This is a genomic window from Ruegeria sp. BHSB058 (genome assembly GCF_059613285.1).
In genome coordinates this window covers 1-16,735 of the sequence record NZ_JBXWSF010000087.1, presented here as the reverse complement: position 1 = coordinate 16,735, position 16,735 = coordinate 1, and the positions used below count along the sequence as shown (strand labels likewise).

General features: G+C 61.3%; 15 protein-coding genes and 1 pseudogene. 9 read left to right on the top strand and 7 right to left on the bottom strand.

Going from position 1 to position 16,735, the window contains the following annotated elements:
* Positions 1-235: pseudogene (locus AC2FNB_RS17660) on the top strand (peptidase M20); the annotation flags it as partial.
* Here AC2FNB_RS17660 and AC2FNB_RS17655 read toward each other — a convergent pair.
* A complete protein-coding gene (locus AC2FNB_RS17655; RefSeq protein ID WP_496748258.1) occupies positions 202-1,584 on the bottom strand; it encodes an MATE family efflux transporter in 1,383 nt (460 codons plus the stop codon). The pseudogene AC2FNB_RS17660 and the gene AC2FNB_RS17655 sit on opposite strands and share 34 nt — an antisense overlap.
* 116 nt (positions 1,585-1,700) lie before the next feature.
* Between AC2FNB_RS17655 and AC2FNB_RS17650 the strand changes: the two genes are divergently transcribed.
* Positions 1,701-2,339, top strand: a complete 639-nt coding sequence (locus AC2FNB_RS17650) for a TIGR02453 family protein (protein ID WP_496748257.1) — start codon at positions 1,701-1,703, stop codon at positions 2,337-2,339.
* 21 nt (positions 2,340-2,360) lie between these two features.
* On the opposite strand, the gene ppk2 is transcribed toward AC2FNB_RS17650, so the two are convergent.
* On the bottom strand, positions 2,361-3,287 hold the full coding sequence (gene ppk2 / locus AC2FNB_RS17645; protein ID WP_480749607.1) for a polyphosphate kinase 2: 927 nt from the start codon (positions 3,285-3,287) through the stop codon (positions 2,361-2,363).
* A gap of 147 nt (positions 3,288-3,434) precedes the next feature.
* Between ppk2 and AC2FNB_RS17640 the strand changes: the two genes are divergently transcribed.
* Positions 3,435-4,313: an alpha/beta fold hydrolase gene (locus AC2FNB_RS17640; RefSeq protein WP_480749816.1), complete on the top strand. Its 879-nt coding sequence runs from the start codon at positions 3,435-3,437 to the stop codon at positions 4,311-4,313.
* Between the two features lie 102 nt (positions 4,314-4,415).
* On the opposite strand, the gene AC2FNB_RS17635 is transcribed toward AC2FNB_RS17640, so the two are convergent.
* The 4 genes from AC2FNB_RS17635 to AC2FNB_RS17620 all read right to left on the bottom strand — a co-directional run bounded on the left by AC2FNB_RS17635 (position 4,416) and on the right by AC2FNB_RS17620 (position 9,600).
* Positions 4,416-5,024 carry a carboxymuconolactone decarboxylase family protein gene (locus AC2FNB_RS17635; RefSeq protein WP_496748256.1) on the bottom strand — a complete coding sequence of 203 codons (609 nt, stop codon included), beginning with the start codon at positions 5,022-5,024 and terminating at the stop codon, positions 4,416-4,418.
* 267 nt (positions 5,025-5,291) lie between these two features.
* Positions 5,292-5,798, bottom strand: coding sequence for a hypothetical protein (locus AC2FNB_RS17630; protein WP_496748255.1), 507 nt, complete (start codon positions 5,796-5,798; stop codon positions 5,292-5,294).
* 95 nt (positions 5,799-5,893) lie between these two features.
* Positions 5,894-7,417: an amidohydrolase family protein gene (locus AC2FNB_RS17625; protein WP_496748254.1), complete on the bottom strand. Its 1,524-nt coding sequence runs from the start codon at positions 7,415-7,417 to the stop codon at positions 5,894-5,896.
* A gap of 383 nt (positions 7,418-7,800) precedes the next feature.
* A complete protein-coding gene (locus AC2FNB_RS17620; protein WP_496748253.1) occupies positions 7,801-9,600 on the bottom strand; it encodes an amidohydrolase in 1,800 nt (599 codons plus the stop codon).
* A gap of 239 nt (positions 9,601-9,839) precedes the next feature.
* On the opposite strand from AC2FNB_RS17620, the gene parE reads away from it, so the two are divergent.
* From parE to AC2FNB_RS17595, 5 genes are all read left to right on the top strand, one after another.
* Positions 9,840-11,798, top strand: a complete 1,959-nt coding sequence (parE, locus tag AC2FNB_RS17615; RefSeq protein WP_496748252.1) for a DNA topoisomerase IV subunit B — start codon at positions 9,840-9,842, stop codon at positions 11,796-11,798.
* Between the two features lie 15 nt (positions 11,799-11,813).
* Entirely contained in the window at positions 11,814-12,728 is a 915-nt protein-coding gene (locus tag AC2FNB_RS17610) for an abortive infection family protein (protein ID WP_496748251.1), read from the top strand.
* A 359-nt stretch (positions 12,729-13,087) separates the two neighbouring features.
* The gene (locus tag AC2FNB_RS17605) at positions 13,088-13,390 is read left to right on the top strand and encodes a hypothetical protein (protein WP_496748250.1); all 303 of its coding nucleotides are present in this window, start codon (positions 13,088-13,090) and stop codon (positions 13,388-13,390) included.
* The gene (locus tag AC2FNB_RS17600) at positions 13,387-14,031 is read left to right on the top strand and encodes an alpha/beta hydrolase (protein WP_496748249.1); all 645 of its coding nucleotides are present in this window, start codon (positions 13,387-13,389) and stop codon (positions 14,029-14,031) included. Before AC2FNB_RS17605 ends, AC2FNB_RS17600 begins: the two co-directional genes overlap by 4 nt.
* A 197-nt stretch (positions 14,032-14,228) precedes the next feature.
* Positions 14,229-15,050, top strand: a complete 822-nt coding sequence (locus AC2FNB_RS17595; protein ID WP_496748248.1) for a hypothetical protein — start codon at positions 14,229-14,231, stop codon at positions 15,048-15,050.
* On the opposite strand, the gene AC2FNB_RS17590 is transcribed toward AC2FNB_RS17595, so the two are convergent.
* Positions 14,992-15,669, bottom strand: a complete 678-nt coding sequence (locus tag AC2FNB_RS17590) for a TIGR04283 family arsenosugar biosynthesis glycosyltransferase (protein ID WP_496748247.1) — start codon at positions 15,667-15,669, stop codon at positions 14,992-14,994. The genes AC2FNB_RS17595 and AC2FNB_RS17590 overlap by 59 nt on opposite strands.
* A gap of 72 nt (positions 15,670-15,741) precedes the next feature.
* Here AC2FNB_RS17590 and ygfZ point away from each other — a divergent pair, with 72 nt between their 5' ends.
* Positions 15,742-16,479, top strand: coding sequence for a CAF17-like 4Fe-4S cluster assembly/insertion protein YgfZ (gene ygfZ, locus AC2FNB_RS17585; RefSeq protein ID WP_496748246.1), 738 nt, complete (start codon positions 15,742-15,744; stop codon positions 16,477-16,479).
* Positions 16,480-16,735: the final 256 nt, after the last annotated feature.

Below are 16,735 nucleotides of genomic sequence, written 5' to 3'. Positions count from 1 at the left end.
GGTGGCCGGACAGGTCCTCGAAGAGGTCTATGGCGACAAACCGTTCATCACCCGGGTCGGCGGCTCGATCCCGATCATGACGTTGTTCCTGCGCGAATTGGGGGTGCACGGGGTCATGTTCGGCTTTTCCATCGGCGACGAGAAGCTGCACGCCCCGAACGAGTTCTTCCGCCTCGCCAATTTCCGCCGTGGCCAGACCGCCTATTGCCGGTTGCTGGAACGACTTGGCGGCTGATCCAGTCGCGGACCCACCTTGCGGATCACCCGGCCCCAGAACCGGGTCATCAGCATCACGCCTGCAAAGGCCAGCCCCACCACCAGCCCGGCCCAGACACCGATCCCCTCATAGCCATAGACAAAGCCCAGCAGGTATGATGCCGGAATGCCGATCACCCAATAGCTCAGCGCTGCCATCACCATCGGCACCGCCGTGTCCTGCGCCCCGCGCAACAGCCCCAGCGCCATCACCTGCGCCCCGTCGACCAGCTGGAACAGCGCCGCCATCGCCAGCAGCCCGACACCGATGGCCAGGATCTCGGGCCGCAACGGGTCGTCCGTTTCCAGAAACAGCGAAATCAGGGGCTTGGCGCAGGTCAGGAACAGGACGATCGCGATCAGCGATACGGCCAGCGACATGACGATCACCACCACCGCCCCGCGCGCCATACGCTTGCGATCCCGGCGGCCAAAGGCATTGCCTGCCCGGATCGTCGCCGCATTGCTCAGCCCCAGATGCACCATGAAGGTGGCCGAAGCCAGCTGAATGGCGATTCCATGCGCCGCCAGCGGCACCGCGCCCAGCCAGCCCATCATCATGGCCGAGGCCGCAAACAGGCTGACCTCGCTCAGGTTGGTCAGCCCGATCGGCACGCCCAGCCGGAAAACCCGCGCGAACATCTCCCAGTCGGGCCGCCAGAACCGCTGGAACAGGCGATGTTCGGGCAACTCGTGCACGGCATAGGCGATCACCGCAACCAGCGACACAAGCTGAGTCGTGACCGACGCGACCGCCGCCCCGATGATGCCCAGCTCCGGCGCGCCCCAGTTGCCGAAAATCAGCGCATAGTTGGTGAACGCATTCACCACCGCCGCGCCCACCGCGATCCACAGCACGATCTGGGTCCGCTCCAGTGCCGCCAGATAGGATTTCAGCGCCATGACCAGAAGCATCGGCATCAGGCCCCAGCCCGCCACCCGCAGATACTCCGCCGCCAGCGCCGCCACGCCCTCTTCCTGACCCAGCGCCAGCAGGATCGGATAGGACCACCACAACAGCGGCATCGCCAGCACGGTGAACAAGATCGACAGCCACAACCCCATGCGAGTCGCACGCCGGATGCTGGTTTCGTCCTCTTCCGCCGCTGCCGCCGCAACCATCGGCATCACCGCCCAGCCGAATCCGGCCCCCATCAGGAACAGGACAAAAAAGTAGCTTCCGGCCAGCGTCACCGCCGCCAGCGCCTCGACACTGTACCAGCCCAGCATGACGGTATCGGTCAACCCGATGGCGAACTGCGCCAGATGCCCGCCGATCAGCGGCAGCCCCAGAACGGCAATAGCGCGGGCATGCGCCCCAAATGTCATGGTCGTGCTCATCCGGTCAGGCTTATGACCGGCGGTCGCCACTTACAAGAGCCGACGAACGCCATACCCCTGATCCGTCCCACCTGCTAAACTGTGCAGGATGGAGGAACCGCCCCATGCCCGACCCTTTCGCAGACCTGATTCCCAAGGCCCGCGCCTTTCTTGGCGAACTGGCGCGCAACAACTCCCGCGACTGGTTCAACGACAACAAACTCTGGTTCGAGGCCGATCTGAAATCGCCCGCAACCCTGCTGCTGGATCAATTCGCGCAAACCATCGGGCCGGGCACGCACAGCAAGCTGTTCCGCCCGCAACGCGATATCCGCTTCTCCAAGGACAAGACCCCCTATCACACCCACCTGCACATGCTGTGGACCCTGCCGGGAACCTCGCCCGCGCCGGGCGTCTTCTTTGGCATCTCGCCTGAATATGTCAGCATCGGCGGCGGCGTCATGACATTCGACAAACCGGCGCTCGCCATCTGGCCCAAGCAGATGAGCGGCCCCATGGGGGATGAGATGTCACGACTTCTGGAAGGCTACCGGGCCAGGGGCTACCGCATCAGCGAGCCCGAACTCAGACGCGTCCCCGCCCCTTTCGATCAAGACCATCCCAACGCGGACGTGCTGCGTCGCAAATCCCTGACCGTCTGGAACGACCTGCCGCCCGCGGCGTACAACCGCCCGCTGGACGCGCTGCAGGACACCTATTCAGACCTCCGCCCCCTGCTGATTGCGCTGCAAGGGGCGTTCTGAACCCCGCCCTTCCGGATCGGGTCACTTCACGCGCGCCTCCGGGTGTATCGCGGAGCCCAGAATGTGATCGGACTTGTGGATCACGTGATGCGCCTGCCCCACGATCAGCGGATCGGGTACTCCCACCAGCGCGTGATCCTTGCCCGGATAATCCAGCGTCGACAGGAAATGCCGCATGCAGTTCAGGCGCGCGCGTTTCTTGTCGTTCGACTTGACGATGGTCCAGGGCGCGTCCGCCGTGTCGGTATAAAAGAACATCGCCTCCTTCGCCTCGGTGTAGTCGTCCCACTTGTCGAGGCTCGCCTTGTCGATGGGCGACAGCTTCCACTGTTTCAAAGGGTCGGTCTCGCGCGACTTGAACCGGCGCATCTGCTCGTCGCGGGTGACCGAGAACCAGTATTTGTAGAACCGGATGCCCGAGCGCACCAGCATCCGCTCCAGCTCGGGCGTCTGCCGCATGAATTCCAGGTATTCGTTGGGCGTGCAGAATCCCATGACCCGCTCGACGCCCGCGCGGTTGTACCAGGACCGGTCATAGAACACCATTTCGCCAACCGTCGGCATCTCCTGCACATAGCGCTGGTAATACCACTGCCCCTTCTCCTCCCAGGTGGGCTTGTTCAGCGCCACCACGCGGGCCTGGCGCGGGTTCAGGTGCTCCATGAAACGCTTGATGGTGCCGCCCTTGCCCGCCGCATCCCGGCCCTCGAACAGCAACACGAACCGCTCGCCGGTCTCCTGAGCCCAATGCTGGACCTTTAGCAATTCGGCCTGCAGCTTGGCCTTTTCGGCCTCGTATTCGCGCCGGATCATCTTCTTCGAATACGGGTACTTGCCGCTCTCGAACGCCTGCCGCACCCGCTCCGCGCTGGGTTCCGCCTTGATCGCGTCGGGGTCCGCGCCATTCGGGCGCACTGCATTTTCTTCGGGCCGGGGCGCTGTCACCATCCGCTCGTTCTCCTTGTCTCCTCTGACTTATGAAAGACTAGCACAAACGCCAAAAACCCGCGTTGATCGGTGTCAAACACATGCATCTTTATCCAAAACTGGACCCCACGACGCATCGGATGCATGCTGCCCGCGAAAGGAACCGCGATGCAAAGCGAAACCGTCACCCTGAACGGCCATCCCTTCTTTCTACGCAAATGGGGCGACCCAGCGCTGCCCCGGCTGCTGATGCTGCACGGGTTTCCCGAATATGGCGGCGCGTGGTCCGATCTCGCCCCCCATCTCGCGCACCGCTTCTTCTGCATCGCCCCCGACCAGCGCGGCTATGGCCAAAGCTGGACGCCCGACGGGGTCGAGAACTATGCCCTCTCGAAACTGGTTTCCGACATGGCCGCCCTGATCGGCCTGGTGGGCCAGCCCCTCACCGTTCTCGGCCACGATTGGGGTGCCTCAGTAGCCTATGGGCTGGCCATGTTCCGCCCCGACCTCGTTTCGCGGCTGATCGTCGCCAACGGCGTCCACCCGGTACCGTTCCAGCGCGCCATGGCCTCGGGCGGCGCGCAATCAGAGGCCTCGCAATATATCAACCGACTGCGCGCGCCCGATGCCGCCGATTGGCTCGCCGCCGACAATTACGCCAAACTCGAACAGTTCTTCCGTCACGGCATGGGGCTCGATTGGCTGACAGATGACCGGATGGCCGCCTGCCGCACCGAATGGGCGCGCCCGGGTCGGCTGAACGCCATGCTGAACTGGTACCGCGCCTCGCCCCTGCGCATCGCCGATCCCGGCCAGCCACTGACCGACCTGCCGGATCTGCCCACCGAACGGCTGCGTGTCACCTGCCCGCACCTGCTGATCTGGGGTCCCGACGACAAGGCGCTGCTGCCCGAAGCCACCCACGGGCTCGAAGATTTCGCCCCCGGTCTCACCCGCGTCGACATTCCCGGCGCGGACCACTGGCTGCACCACCAAAATCCCCAGGCGGTCGCCCGCGCCATCCTCGACTGGACCGCCCGAAACTGACCCCTGCTTCTTTCCGGTCTCAAATACCACGGCGAGCCACCATTGGTGCGCCATTGGTTCAAGCGTCAATGGCGGTGGGGCAGCGCCTCTCGCCCTCGCCCTTTACCGATGTCCCCAATCGTCGGGATCATCCGAGTTGTTCGGCGACAGCCCCAGAATGTCGCCCTCGGTCGAACAGCCCAGCCCCAGCACCGTCCGGTTCGCGTAAGAAAAATAGGCACAGACCTGGTTGATCTCCAGGATCTCGCCATCCTCCCACCCGGCCCGCCGCAGCGCCGCCACGTCCGCCTCGATCATCGCTTCGGGCGTCTCGGTCAGCTTGCGCGCATATCCCATCGCCGCAACCTGCGCCGCATCCAAAGGCGCCTCTTCCAGCCGCCGCGCCTCGATTGCCGCCCGGATCGCATCGCCCCGCGTCGCATCCCCCAACAGGCGCTGCAATCCCTGGAAATGATGCTCCACGCAATAGCCGCAGCCGTTGAGCGAACTGACCCAGACCCCCAGCGTTTCCAGAAACCACTTGGGCACCCGGTTGCCGGTGTGATGCAGTACGTTCTTGTACAGCACCATATGCCCTTCCATCGAATGCGGCCTCAGTGAATGCGCCATCATGATGTTGTCCACGTTGTTCCCCGGCCCCGTCACCCGCTCATACAGCTTGCGCAACTTGCCCGTGGCCTGCTCGAACGGCACCGTCCTGATCCAACTCATCTGGTTTCACTTCCCTCTTGCTCGTCAAATCTCCCACAGCCTAGAGAGGATCCGCATACGCTTCGAGACCTAAAATTTGGCTGCCGACCCACCCATGGAAACGCATATAACCTGCCTGCCCCGGCAATCACGTATAGCGCGGGCTCAATAATTGCAAAACGCATCGGGAAGCTCCAACCTGCCAGAAAGCCGCCGGCGACATCGCCAACCATTTGGAAACGTGCACTATTTCGATGAACATGCTGATGAATGCCGGGGCTTTCCCCTTCAGATCATCGGATCATAAGCCCACTGCAACAGCGCCTGACGCTGGCGCGGACGGCAGAACAAATCGCCGGGATAGCAATTGGCAAGGATCTGGCCCCGGTGCCGCGCAAACGCCCGCCACCGCTTGATCTGAACCGCATCCACCTCGGGCAGACGCCGGCCCAGATAGTAACGGCAATACCATTGAAACCACCCGCGCGGGTCCGGCCCCACGATCCAGCCCTTTTCCCGCCAATGGCTCAGGGGCTGGCGGCTTTTCACCCCGAAATAATTGACCTTGGGGTCCGGTATGTCGCTGAGCTTCGCGTTCTCGAACCAGTCGGGCGGAAACTCATCGCCGCAATCGGTACAGTATTTGCCTTCGAACACGCCCATTTCCAGCATCTGCCCGGGTGAATAATACGGCTCGAACCCCGGCGCGAAATCCGCGCCCATCGGGGCCTCCAGCACATAGCTGTACCCCGTCTGCATCTTGTCGTTGACGTCAATTCTTCGCTGTGACGGCACCTGCTCCTCCCGTTATCCGAACGAACTTATCAGCCCATGCATGGCCGACCGTTGTCGCGGTCGTCTCCAAAGTCGCTCTGAACTCCGGGCGGCGCTCATTCACCAGCCCGAATTGCTTGTCCGGGATGAACACCGGGAACCAACGCGCCGTCGCGGATCACCGGCTGCCCGTTCACGATCACATGCCGGAACCCTACCGAGGCGAGGCTGTTCGTGCCGGCTTCATAACCCGCCATTCCATTGACCTCATCCGGGTCAAAGATGGTGATGTCGGCAAAGGTCCCGGCCTGAATCCGGCCGCGTCTGGCCATCGACGGGGCAAATTGCTCGAGAAACTCCGCCTGCAGGAACGAGGTCTTGGCGATGATCTGCGGCATGGTGAGGCCACCATCGTCGATGGCGAGCCGAAGGTAGGTGCCGAATGTTCCGGCGCTGCGCGGATGACCATTGCCCGCCCCGAATGGTGCATCGAATGGCAGCGAATGCCCGTCGGCATCGACAAGGGGCATGCCGTCGCTGCCGATGATCACATCGGGATGCAGGACCGCCGCCAGCATATCTTTCTCCTTGATATGCTCCATCACGAAAAACCCGTCGGGCCTTTCAGCGCGGTACCTGTTGAACGTCTCCTCGGTCAGCGTTTCCCCGGTTTCGACCCATGTCAGGTCGGAATAATCCATGCCCGTCCGTTCCTGCCAACCGGGCGACAGGATCTCGGCGGCAATGAAACTCGACCCTTTGACATAGGGAAACGCCTCGGCAAGGATTTCGCCTCCGTTCGCATTGGCCCGATCGATCATCGCCAGCGCGGCAGGCGTGTCGGACAGCGCATTGGTGGGCACATGATGCAACACCAGTGGCACATCATAGGCCATTGACAACGCGATGAATTCTTCCTGCCCCAGCAGACCGCTCGGGGCGATGTTGCTCAGATATCGGGGGTGGGTGGTCAAAAAACTGCCCTCATCCGCAGCCACGTCGGCCATTCGCAAAACGCCTTCGCTGCGCGCCGATGGATAATAGCCGACCATGACCCCGATACCGAGACCGCCATCATGAATGCCGTTCCTCACAAGCGCGTCGATCTCGTCAAGCTGCGAATCGGTGGCCTTGTCGACAGACCAGCGGTTTCCTGTCTCTCCGGCCTTTTCAAGGGCGTGGGTCATCATCGGGCTGCCATGCGACTCCACCCCGTCCATCAACAGCAGCCGCGCCGAGGCGTGGCCTACGGACACACCGTAATTGGCCAGGGATACCCCGGACTTGGCATCGTAATAGACCGACACCGGCAGGGCCCCGGCCTCAAGATCCATCTGCGTCGTGCGGCCGTCAAATATCGAAACCTTTTCACTGTACGGGTCCTGCCCATGCGCGTGAAAGTCGATGAAACCGGGCGCGGCAATCAGACCGCCAGCATCGATCTGGTCGGTCCCCGTGATCGGGTCCGGCGTGACGATGGCGATTTCATTGCCCCTGATGCCGATATTGCGCACCTGATCCAGCATTGTCTCGGGATCGACCACTCGGGCACCCGTTATCACCAGATCGTATCTCTCCTGCCCCGTAGCAGCGCCGGACACCATCCCAACGGCAACAGCCATGATCGCCATACGCAGCATTTTGTTCTCCTGTTTACGAAGACCTCAGACAATCTCGCCCAAAGTTCGGTCATCTTGCCTTGCCACTCTCCCAAGTCCCGGCCAAATCTTCAACGCGACATGATTTCTGCGCCGCCTCTTCGCAGACACGTGCGGATCCACGCCAATCCAATTCCATGTTCCGCTCATTTCGCGAACGATACCCCGACCCCGATGGGCCGGACGCGGCGACGGCAACCGCACCATGTCCGCGACCGCATTGCTGCCGACCTTCCAACGCATGCAAACTCATCCGTTTCCGCCACCCTCAGCCGCTTCTTTCTGGTCTCCAATACCCCGGAGAGCGCGAGGGGCTGGCCCCTCGCCCGCCGCCGCATTTCATGACCCCGATCGCTCGGACACACTCAAAGGGCCCCAAACGCGCGCTGCATCGCTTCAAGAAAACCATGCGACGCATGCGGATCCCCGAACAGGGCTCCGCTGTTCAAATCCCCTTTCCTGACCCCGTCTTCGGCCTGATAGACAACCGTGTCCTCCTTGATGGTCGCCAGCACATCGATTTCCGCCAACGCCTCCGGTTCGACCGACAGGGGATTGTCCGACAGCAGGACGAAATCCGCCAGTTTGCCAATCTCGATCGAACCCTTGTCGTCTTCCTCGAAATGCTGCCAGGCGGGCCAGATCGTCATCGCCTTCAGCGCCGTCGGAACGTCGACGCGCTGGTGCGGCCCCAGAATGTCCCCCGACCGGGTCCGCCGCGTGACCGTGGCCGAAAGGATGCGCATGCTGTCGGGGAACGCCACCGGCGCATCATGGTGCGAGCCGAACATCATCCCCCGATCAACCACCCAGCCCGTGGGCGAGATATTGTCCGCATTGACCGGCCCGACCGTGTGATCCCGGTGCCAGTCCCCCCAATAGAACGTGTGCATGGGAAACAGCGACGGGAACACTCCAAGCGCCTTGATGGTGTCGACCTGATCTTCCCGCAGGAACTGGCCGTGAACAAGCACCGGGCGCGTTTCGATGGCGCCGAACTCCTCCTGCGCCGCCGCGATGGCGGCAAGAAGCATGTCAGACGCCCCTTCACCGTTTGAATGCGTCAAGATCTGGATGCCGTTCTCGTAAGCCCAGTGAACGGCGTCCAGGGTCTGCTCCATGGTTGCGGCGGCATAACCGGCATATCCCGGCGGATAGTCCCCGACCGGATCATGGTATGGCCTGTCGCGCAGCGCCGTGAACCCCTGTGGCGAACCGTCGATGGTCAGTTTGGCGCCCCCGACGCGAACGCCATCGACGTAAGTTTTCGACGCGTTGGCCGCGATATAATCCCGGTCCACCAGAACATCCGGATAGGCCACGACATCGATGGGAATTTCCCCCGCCGCCGCCACCAGCTTCAACGTTTCCACCACCTCCGGCGTCGAACGTCCTTCCTGCCCGGTCGTATAGCCAAAGCTCGCCCATAATTTTGTCCCGGCCCGGGCGAATTCCTGCATGCCTTCGGCGCCAAGACCGCCGATCAAGGGCATGAGAACGCCAAAGAATGCGTTTTCCTCCAGCACGCCGTTGGGTTCGCCATTCTCGTCAAACCGGATCACGCCGCCGGGCGGCGGCGTTGCACCCACGCCTATTCCGGCCACCTCCAGCGCCTTCGAATTGGCAACGCCAAAATGACCCGACTGATGCACGATGATGATCGGATGCTCGGTTGATACTTCGTCCAGCTCGTATCGCGTGGGCGGGCGTTTTTCGACAAGCTGGCTTTCGTCATAACCGAACCCGACAATCAGGTTGACCCGGTCGACGATGTCCCGGTTCTCCGCCAGCCAATCGGACAGTGATTTCTGTATCGACGCGATATCCGCATTCGGCCCATCTGGCGGCGGCAACAGGTTGGCCGACAGCGCCTGCAGCCCCCCCATCACCGCATGCCCGTGACTGTCGACAAAGCCGGGCAGCATCGTGCGCCCCTCCAGGTCAAAGACAGCGGTCTGATCGCCCTGAAGCGCCAGAAGATCCGCCAGATCGCCGACGGCCAGAATGCGGCCGTCCTTTACCGCCACGGCTTCGGCCACCGGTTGCGCGTCGTTGATGGTCAGGATTGGCCCGCCGGTATAAATAGTGTCCGCATTCTCCTGCGCGATACCCTTGCCCGCCGCACAAACCGCGACGCAGGCCGCTGCAATCAGTTGAAAATTCATTCCACCAATTCCCTTTCCGGTTTCGGCCACATGACTGCAGCCGGATGTCAAATCCTTGTATCACTTTGAAACTACTCTAGGGTGCGCAATTCATTTGGCAAATTCCGATTGCCAGCAGCCGGACCGGCACAGGTCGCACCGCGCAAATCGGGCCAATTGCCCACAACACCTCGCGCCCCTCTTCCAACCGACCACATCACCTGCCATAATGGGCCAAACCTGATAACAAGAGCAGCCCCATGCCCGAAGATCTGTTGAGCGCACCCGCCTCCACCACTTACGACGCCTCCTCCATCGAGGTGCTCGAAGGTCTGGAACCCGTCCGCAAACGCCCCGGCATGTATATCGGCGGCACCGACGAGCGCGCGCTGCATCACATGCTGGCCGAGATCCTCGACAACTCGATGGACGAGGCCGTGGCCGGCCACGCCAACCGGATCGAGGTCGAACTGCACGCCGATTTCGCGCTCACCGTGCGCGACAACGGCCGCGGCATCCCCATCGACCCGCACCCCAAGTTCCCCGGCAAATCCGCGCTCGAGGTGATCCTGTGCACCCTGCACGCGGGCGGCAAGTTCTCGGGCAAGGCCTACCAGACCTCGGGCGGCCTGCATGGCGTCGGCGCATCCGTGGTCAACGCGCTCTCCGATTCCATGGTCGTGCAGGTGGCCCGCGACAAGCAACTTTACGAACAGCGATTCTCGCGCGGCCTGCCGCTCGGCCCGGTGGAAAAGATCGGCGCCGCCCCCAACCGGCGCGGCACCACCGTCACCTTCCATGCCGACGAGGAAATCTTTGGCCACCACCGCTTCAAACCGGCCCGCCTGTTCAAGTCGATCCGCTCCAAGGCCTATCTCTTCTCGGGCGTCGAAATTCGCTGGAAATCCGCCATCGACGACGGCGAAACCCCGCTCGAAGCCACGTTCCACTTCCCCGGCGGCCTCAGTGATTACCTCAAGGAGACGATGAACGGTTCCTCCACCTATGCCGATCAGCCCTTTGCCGGCACCGTCGATTTCAACGAGAAATTCGGCACCCCCGGCAAGGTCGAATGGGCGATCAACTGGACGCCCTCGCGCGACGGCTTCATCCAGTCCTACTGCAACACCGTCCCCACCCCCGAGGGCGGCACCCACGAATCCGGCTTCTGGGCCGCGATCGTCAAGGGCATCAAGGCCTATGGCGAGCTGATCAACAACAAGAAAGCGGGCCAGATCACCCGCGATGACCTGACCACCGGCGGCTGCGCGCTGGTCTCGTGTTTCATCCGCGAACCCGAATTCGTCGGCCAGACCAAGGACCGCCTCGCCACGGTCGAGGCACAGCGGCTGGTCGAAAACTCGGTCCGCGACCATTTCGACAACTGGCTCGCCGCCGACACCAAATCCGCCGGCGCCATCCTCGACTTCCTGATCCTGCGCGCCGAGGAACGCCTGCGCCGCCGTCAGGAAAAGGAAACCGCCCGCAAGTCGGCCACCAAGAAACTGCGCCTGCCCGGCAAGCTGGTCGATTGCTCCGCCACCAGCCGCGACGGCACCGAGCTGTTCATCGTCGAGGGCGACTCGGCGGGCGGCTCGGCCAAGATGGCCCGCGACCGCAAAACCCAGGCCCTGCTGCCCCTGCGCGGCAAGATCCTCAACGTGTTGGGCGCGGCCTCCTCGAAACTGGGCACCAATGCCGAAATCAGCGACCTGACACAGGCGCTGGGCGTCGGGCTTGGCAGCAAGTTCAACATCGACGACCTGCGTTATGACAAGATCATCATCATGACCGACGCCGATGTCGACGGCGCGCATATCGCCGCGCTCCTGATGACCTTCTTCTTCACCCAGATGCGCCCGATGATCGACGCGGGCCACCTCTACCTCGCCTGCCCGCCGCTCTACCGCCTGACGCAAGGCGCCCACCGGGTCTATTGCCTGGACGAACCCGAACGCGACGCATGGCTGGAAAAAGGTCTGGGCGGCAGGGGCAAGATCGACGTCAGCCGCTTCAAGGGTCTGGGCGAGATGGACGCCAAGGACCTCAAAGAGACCACGATGGACCCGAAATCGCGCAAACTGATCCGGGTCACCATCGACGAGGACGAACCCGGCGAAACCGGCGACCTGGTCGAACGCCTGATGGGCAAAAAACCCGAACTGCGGTTCCAGTACATCCAGGAGAACGCCCGGTTCGTGGAGGAGTTGGATGTGTAACTTGGAAGATTTCAATTGGAGAAAATATCTAGACAAATTCGAAACAATATCTTCGACGGCTTACGACTTGAAAAAATTTTCTACGCGGGTGAGCTAGGTGATGTTGATTTCTTAGGCCGCCTTTACGATTTACGTAGCCTTCCAAGCTACGATCAAAGGTTTAAAACTGCAGATCAGGACATCTGGCAGCATTGCGAGAACAACGACGATTGGCCAATAGATTGGATTTTTTCTGATTCGCGGTTTAATCTACTTAATTGTCCCGACAGTGTTTTTTTGAACTTCTTGTGTGAAACTGTTCACCCAGTTGTTCGCCCGGACGTGTTTGAAGCGGGGAAAGTTGTTGGTCACTACAATGATCAACTAGCGCAAGCTGGCTGGAAACTTGTTGAGTCCCAGAAAATCGCGGGAAGAGCAGTATTTGTCGCGCACCGAACTACGGAGTTTCACAGCCAAATTCAACGTGCTAGTACGGTAGCGGAAAAGCTCTCTTCGAACTGGATGCAGGCGGAAATTAGGCGCATCCAAGATTCGATTGAAACTGATCCGGCTTTAGCAATTGGGACCGCAAAAGATCTAATTGAGTCTTGTTGTAAATCCATTCTTGCGCAATTGCCGAACGGAGAACTCCCCCAAAGAAATGACGATTTGCCTACGTTGTCAAAAAAGTTGTGTAAAGCCCTATCGTTAGTTCCAGAAGGCATCCCGAAAGAAGCCAAGGGAGCTGAAAGCATCAAGCGAACGCTCAGCAACCTAGCGTCAATAACAAAAGGAATAGCGGAACTACGTGGTTTATATGGTTCTGGGCACGGGCGCGATGGAAAGCACATTGGCTTGGAGCCTAGACACGCGAGGCTAGCTGCGTCGTGCGCCATTGCATTTGTGGATTTCGCGACAGAAACATATTTACAACGTCACAAAGAAACGTAAACGCTATGTAAGCAAGCGTAGGGTGGGGTCCAACCCACCACGCCTCCCTCAACACCCGCCCCAACAAGCCTAGCAAGCCGCAAGATCGGTACTCGCGCCCATCCCCTCAATCGCCTCACTATCGGAAGATGGGTGAAAACACCCATCCCCCCCACGCGCCACAATCCAACTATACTCACGCGTTGAAACCCGCCGCCGCGATCCGCCATTCCCCGTCCGGCTGACGGCGCAGCCTCCCGAAAACGTTATCCGACGAGATGGATTTTGACCCCAATCGCGCGTGACATCCCGCCCTGCAGGGATAATGACGGGTTGGCCCATCCGGGCATGATACATTTTCATCAACGACACTCAGGACAATGAAAAACAAACACATTTTGATCGGGCTGGCCCTTGCCGGTCTCGCAGCCTGCACCACCCCCGAAGAAATCGCCGCCGACTACCGGGCACGAGACTGTATATCGCTCGGGCAGGAACGCGCGGTTCTGCAATCCCAGCTGCGCGGCGCAGAAACGGATCTGGCGATCAGCACAACCGCCGCGATCCTGACCGGCGACGACGATATTCTTCTCGACAGCGATATCGACGCCATAACGGTCGACGAGATCGAAGAGCGTCTGGATATCCTCCGACGGGTTCAGGCCGAGAAAGGCTGTGCATGATCAACCTGAGATACATCAAACCGGCGCTGGCCGCGGCCAGCCTGCTTCTTGCCGGTTGCGGATATCCGCAAACCGAATTCACCGCCCGCGACCATCAGCTTGTCATGACCGGGGTCATTGACGACACCACCGTTGACAGCCTGCGTCAGGCCCGCGCGGGCAGCCCGCAGGCAGATACCATATCGCTGCTTTTTGTTCCCGGGTCGGCCGATGACGAGAACTCGCTGAATCAGCTCACCAGCTACGTCCGGTCCGAGGGCTTCAAGACGGTGGTACCGGCGAATGGTCTGGTCGCATCGGGCGGCACCGACATGGCGCTGATGGGCCGACACCGGGTGATCGAATCCGGCGCCTGTGTCGGGGTGCACTCCTGGGCTGCGGGTTTTTTTGGCCTGGCTGTCGACACCGGCGCGGACCTGCCACGCGACGCCCCCGAACATCAGCTCTATCTGAACTTCTATCGCAAGATCGGCATTCCTGAATCGTTCTACTGGTACACTCTGACAGTGGCGGGACCCGACAATGTCCACTGGATGTCGCCCGAAGAAATCAACCGCTTCAGACTGAGCGATGTTCCCGTTCCTGCCAGCCCGGAAAGCCCGGCCCAACGGGCGGAACGGTGTTTCAACCGCCTGCCCTGATCAAGCGCCGAATGCCGGTGCCCGTCTGCTGGCACCCCCTCCGGGCCGGGCTTGGGTCCGCCCGGAGATCACCGAAATAACCTGTACATTTCGCACAACACCCCCCTGAAAACCTGTACAATTCGCTCAATTCGCGCCGCTCCTACATCTTCGTGAGGACCGTTGCGAAAACCCGCGCACATCGTAAACTCCGCCGCATGATGTTCATAACCGACAATCAGTTGCCCCTGCTGATCCTGTTCTTTCTGATCGGATCGGTCGGCACCGCGTTCTTCTTTCGCAAACCCGCCGGTCACAGGGCGTGGAAACTGGCCGATCTGGTCTGGGTCGTTCTGGGCGGCATCGGTGCCCTGGTTGCTGTTCTGGCAGGGCTTTATACCACCGACAGCTCGCGCCTGGACCGTCAGATCGACGTGGCCTTTGCCGCCACGCAAGCCTTTGACCGCGACGCCGCCCGGTTCCGGCTGCGCTTTTGCGATCCGGCCTATGATGTTGATATTGCTACATTATGCGACAAGGTCGAGTTCCTCTCGGCCTCCACCGCCAGCAATGCCGAACTGCCCCTGTTCATCGAAGTCACCAACGAGGTCGCCCCCCTGCAGGGCCTGCATTTTCTCTTTGGCGGCAAGGCCAAGGATGAGATGGACGAGATGCACGACATGGTGGCGCAGGCCGATGCGTTCAACATCGATCAGTTTCTCGTCTTCACCACACTGGACGAACCGACCCAGACCGCGATTGACAATCTGCGCCGAAAAGTCCCTGCAATTGCAGGGGATTACACGATACTGGCGCAAAGTTATGACGACCTGATCGAACAGGTCGGCAAGCTGCGGGACGAATGGCAATACCTGCAGGACAACGCTCATATCCTGATCCTGCAGATCGTCGCGCTCTGCCTCGTCAGCTTCGCCGCACCATTTCGACTTGGCAAATCGCTGGTCGAACTGCGCCGCAGCCTCAGCGCCGATACTCCCGCGCCAGCCGTTCAGGATCCGCCCCCAGACAATAGCGCGTGAACGTCCACAGGTTGCGCGCGCCCTGCCGAAACCATCCGGCCCGCTGGTACTTTTCCGCACTGGTCGTCGCCCGCACCGGCAGCATTCTGACACGCGGCAAGGCCCGGATCATCGCCACATCCTCCATCAACGGCTGGTCGGGAAACCCGCCCGCCTTGGTGTAGTCCACGCGCGTCACCAGCAGGCCCTGATCACCATAGGGCAACCCGAAAACGCGGCTGCGCAGGTTGGCCCATCCGGCCACCCAATTCTGGCGTAACCCTTTGGCATGAAATGATAAAAAGAATGTCGCAGGCGCCCGCGACATGTGCATATGTGCGGCCACGGCCTCGCTCCACCCCGGTTCCAGAACCGTATCGGCATGCAGCACCAACAGCCGGTCCCCCCGCGCCATGTCACACCCGCGCCGCAGCTGGCCACCGCGCGACGGCGGCCCGGTTACGATCACCGCTCCGGCCGCTTCGGCGATCTGCAGCGTGGCATCTTCCGAGCCTCCGTCGCTGACGATCAGTTCGCGGATCAACCCGGCCTGCAACCCTTCGAACAACGCCGCCAACGTATCCGGCAGGCTGGCCGCCGCGTTCAGGGTCGGGATCACGATGCTGATCGGGGCTGGCACGTCCGTCACCTCTGGTCATGGTCACGGGTTCTCCTATATCAACGGCCCAGACGATTGACGAGGACTTGCACCATGCCCACCCGCCGAATCCTGCGCCTCACCGGAAAAGATATCGAATCCTTTCTGCAGGGCCTGATCACCAATGATATCGCGCGGCTGAAGGATGGCCTGGTCTATGCCGCCCTGCTGACCCCTCAGGGCAAGTATCTGGCCGATTTCTTTCTGGCCCGCGACGGTGACGGCATCCTGCTGGACGTGGCCGAGGAACTAGCCGACGGCCTGATCAAACGGCTCAGCATGTACAAGCTGCGCGCCGATGTGACAATCGCCGACAGCGGCCTGCACCTGCAACGCGGCACAGGTACAAAACCCACCGGAGCCCTGACAGACCCCCGCCACCCGGACATGGGCTGGCGCGCCTATGCAAACATGCCGGAAGGCGACGACGGCACCGATTGGAACTCGATCCGGGTGGCGCATTGCATTCCCGAAACCGGCATCGAACTGACCCCTGACTGTTATATTCTTGAAGCGGGTTTCGAATTTCTGAACGGCGTGGATTTTAAAAAGGGTTGTTATGTCGGCCAGGAAGTCACCGCGCGCATGAAGCACAAGACCGAGTTGCGCAAAGGGTTGAAAATCGTCGAAATCGATGGTGACGCGCCGGTTGGGACTGACATCACCGCCGACGGGAAATCGGTCGGCACGTTGTTTACCCGCGCCGGCAGCAAGGCCATTGCCTACCTGCGCCTGAACCGGGCGCAGGGTGAAATGATTGCCGGCACCGCTCAAGTCCGCCTGCCCGCCTGAACACCGCGCCAGAACACATCGCAAAACTCGGTTTGAACTCCACCTCCTCCCGCGCCAAACTCCGTTTACAAACCGGATAGGGGCGCACTCATGTTTCAACTCTACTCCGCCATCTGGCGCGTCAGTTCAGGCCGCCAGATCGTATTGATTATCCTGTCCATCGCGATTGCCGCGCTGGCGGCGGTGCCGCTCGAATTTCAGCGCGACATTGTCAACCACCTGACCTCGGGCCAGATCGACAAGGAACAGCTTGTCC

What these genes read in the sequence shown, in the direction of transcription:
- AC2FNB_RS17620 (WP_496748253.1), bottom strand. Translation starts at nt 9,600, where the DNA reads ATGAATTTTCAACTGATTGCAGCGGCCTGCGTCGCGGTTTGTGCGGCG.
- AC2FNB_RS17605 (WP_496748250.1), top strand. Translation starts at nt 13,088, where the DNA reads ATGAAAAACAAACACATTTTGATCGGGCTGGCCCTTGCCGGTCTCGCA.
- AC2FNB_RS17600 (WP_496748249.1), top strand. Translation starts at nt 13,387, where the DNA reads ATGATCAACCTGAGATACATCAAACCGGCGCTGGCCGCGGCCAGCCTG.
- AC2FNB_RS17655 (WP_496748258.1), bottom strand. Translation starts at nt 1,584, where the DNA reads ATGACATTTGGGGCGCATGCCCGCGCTATTGCCGTTCTGGGGCTGCCG.
- ygfZ (WP_496748246.1), top strand. Translation starts at nt 15,742, where the DNA reads ATGCCCACCCGCCGAATCCTGCGCCTCACCGGAAAAGATATCGAATCC.
- AC2FNB_RS17640 (WP_480749816.1), top strand. Translation starts at nt 3,435, where the DNA reads ATGCAAAGCGAAACCGTCACCCTGAACGGCCATCCCTTCTTTCTACGC.
- AC2FNB_RS17595 (WP_496748248.1), top strand. Translation starts at nt 14,229, where the DNA reads ATGATGTTCATAACCGACAATCAGTTGCCCCTGCTGATCCTGTTCTTT.
- AC2FNB_RS17635 (WP_496748256.1), bottom strand. Translation starts at nt 5,024, where the DNA reads ATGAGTTGGATCAGGACGGTGCCGTTCGAGCAGGCCACGGGCAAGTTG.
- parE (WP_496748252.1), top strand. Translation starts at nt 9,840, where the DNA reads ATGCCCGAAGATCTGTTGAGCGCACCCGCCTCCACCACTTACGACGCC.
- AC2FNB_RS17625 (WP_496748254.1), bottom strand. Translation starts at nt 7,417, where the DNA reads ATGCTGCGTATGGCGATCATGGCTGTTGCCGTTGGGATGGTGTCCGGC.
- ppk2 (WP_480749607.1), bottom strand. Translation starts at nt 3,287, where the DNA reads ATGGTGACAGCGCCCCGGCCCGAAGAAAATGCAGTGCGCCCGAATGGC.
- AC2FNB_RS17650 (WP_496748257.1), top strand. Translation starts at nt 1,701, where the DNA reads ATGCCCGACCCTTTCGCAGACCTGATTCCCAAGGCCCGCGCCTTTCTT.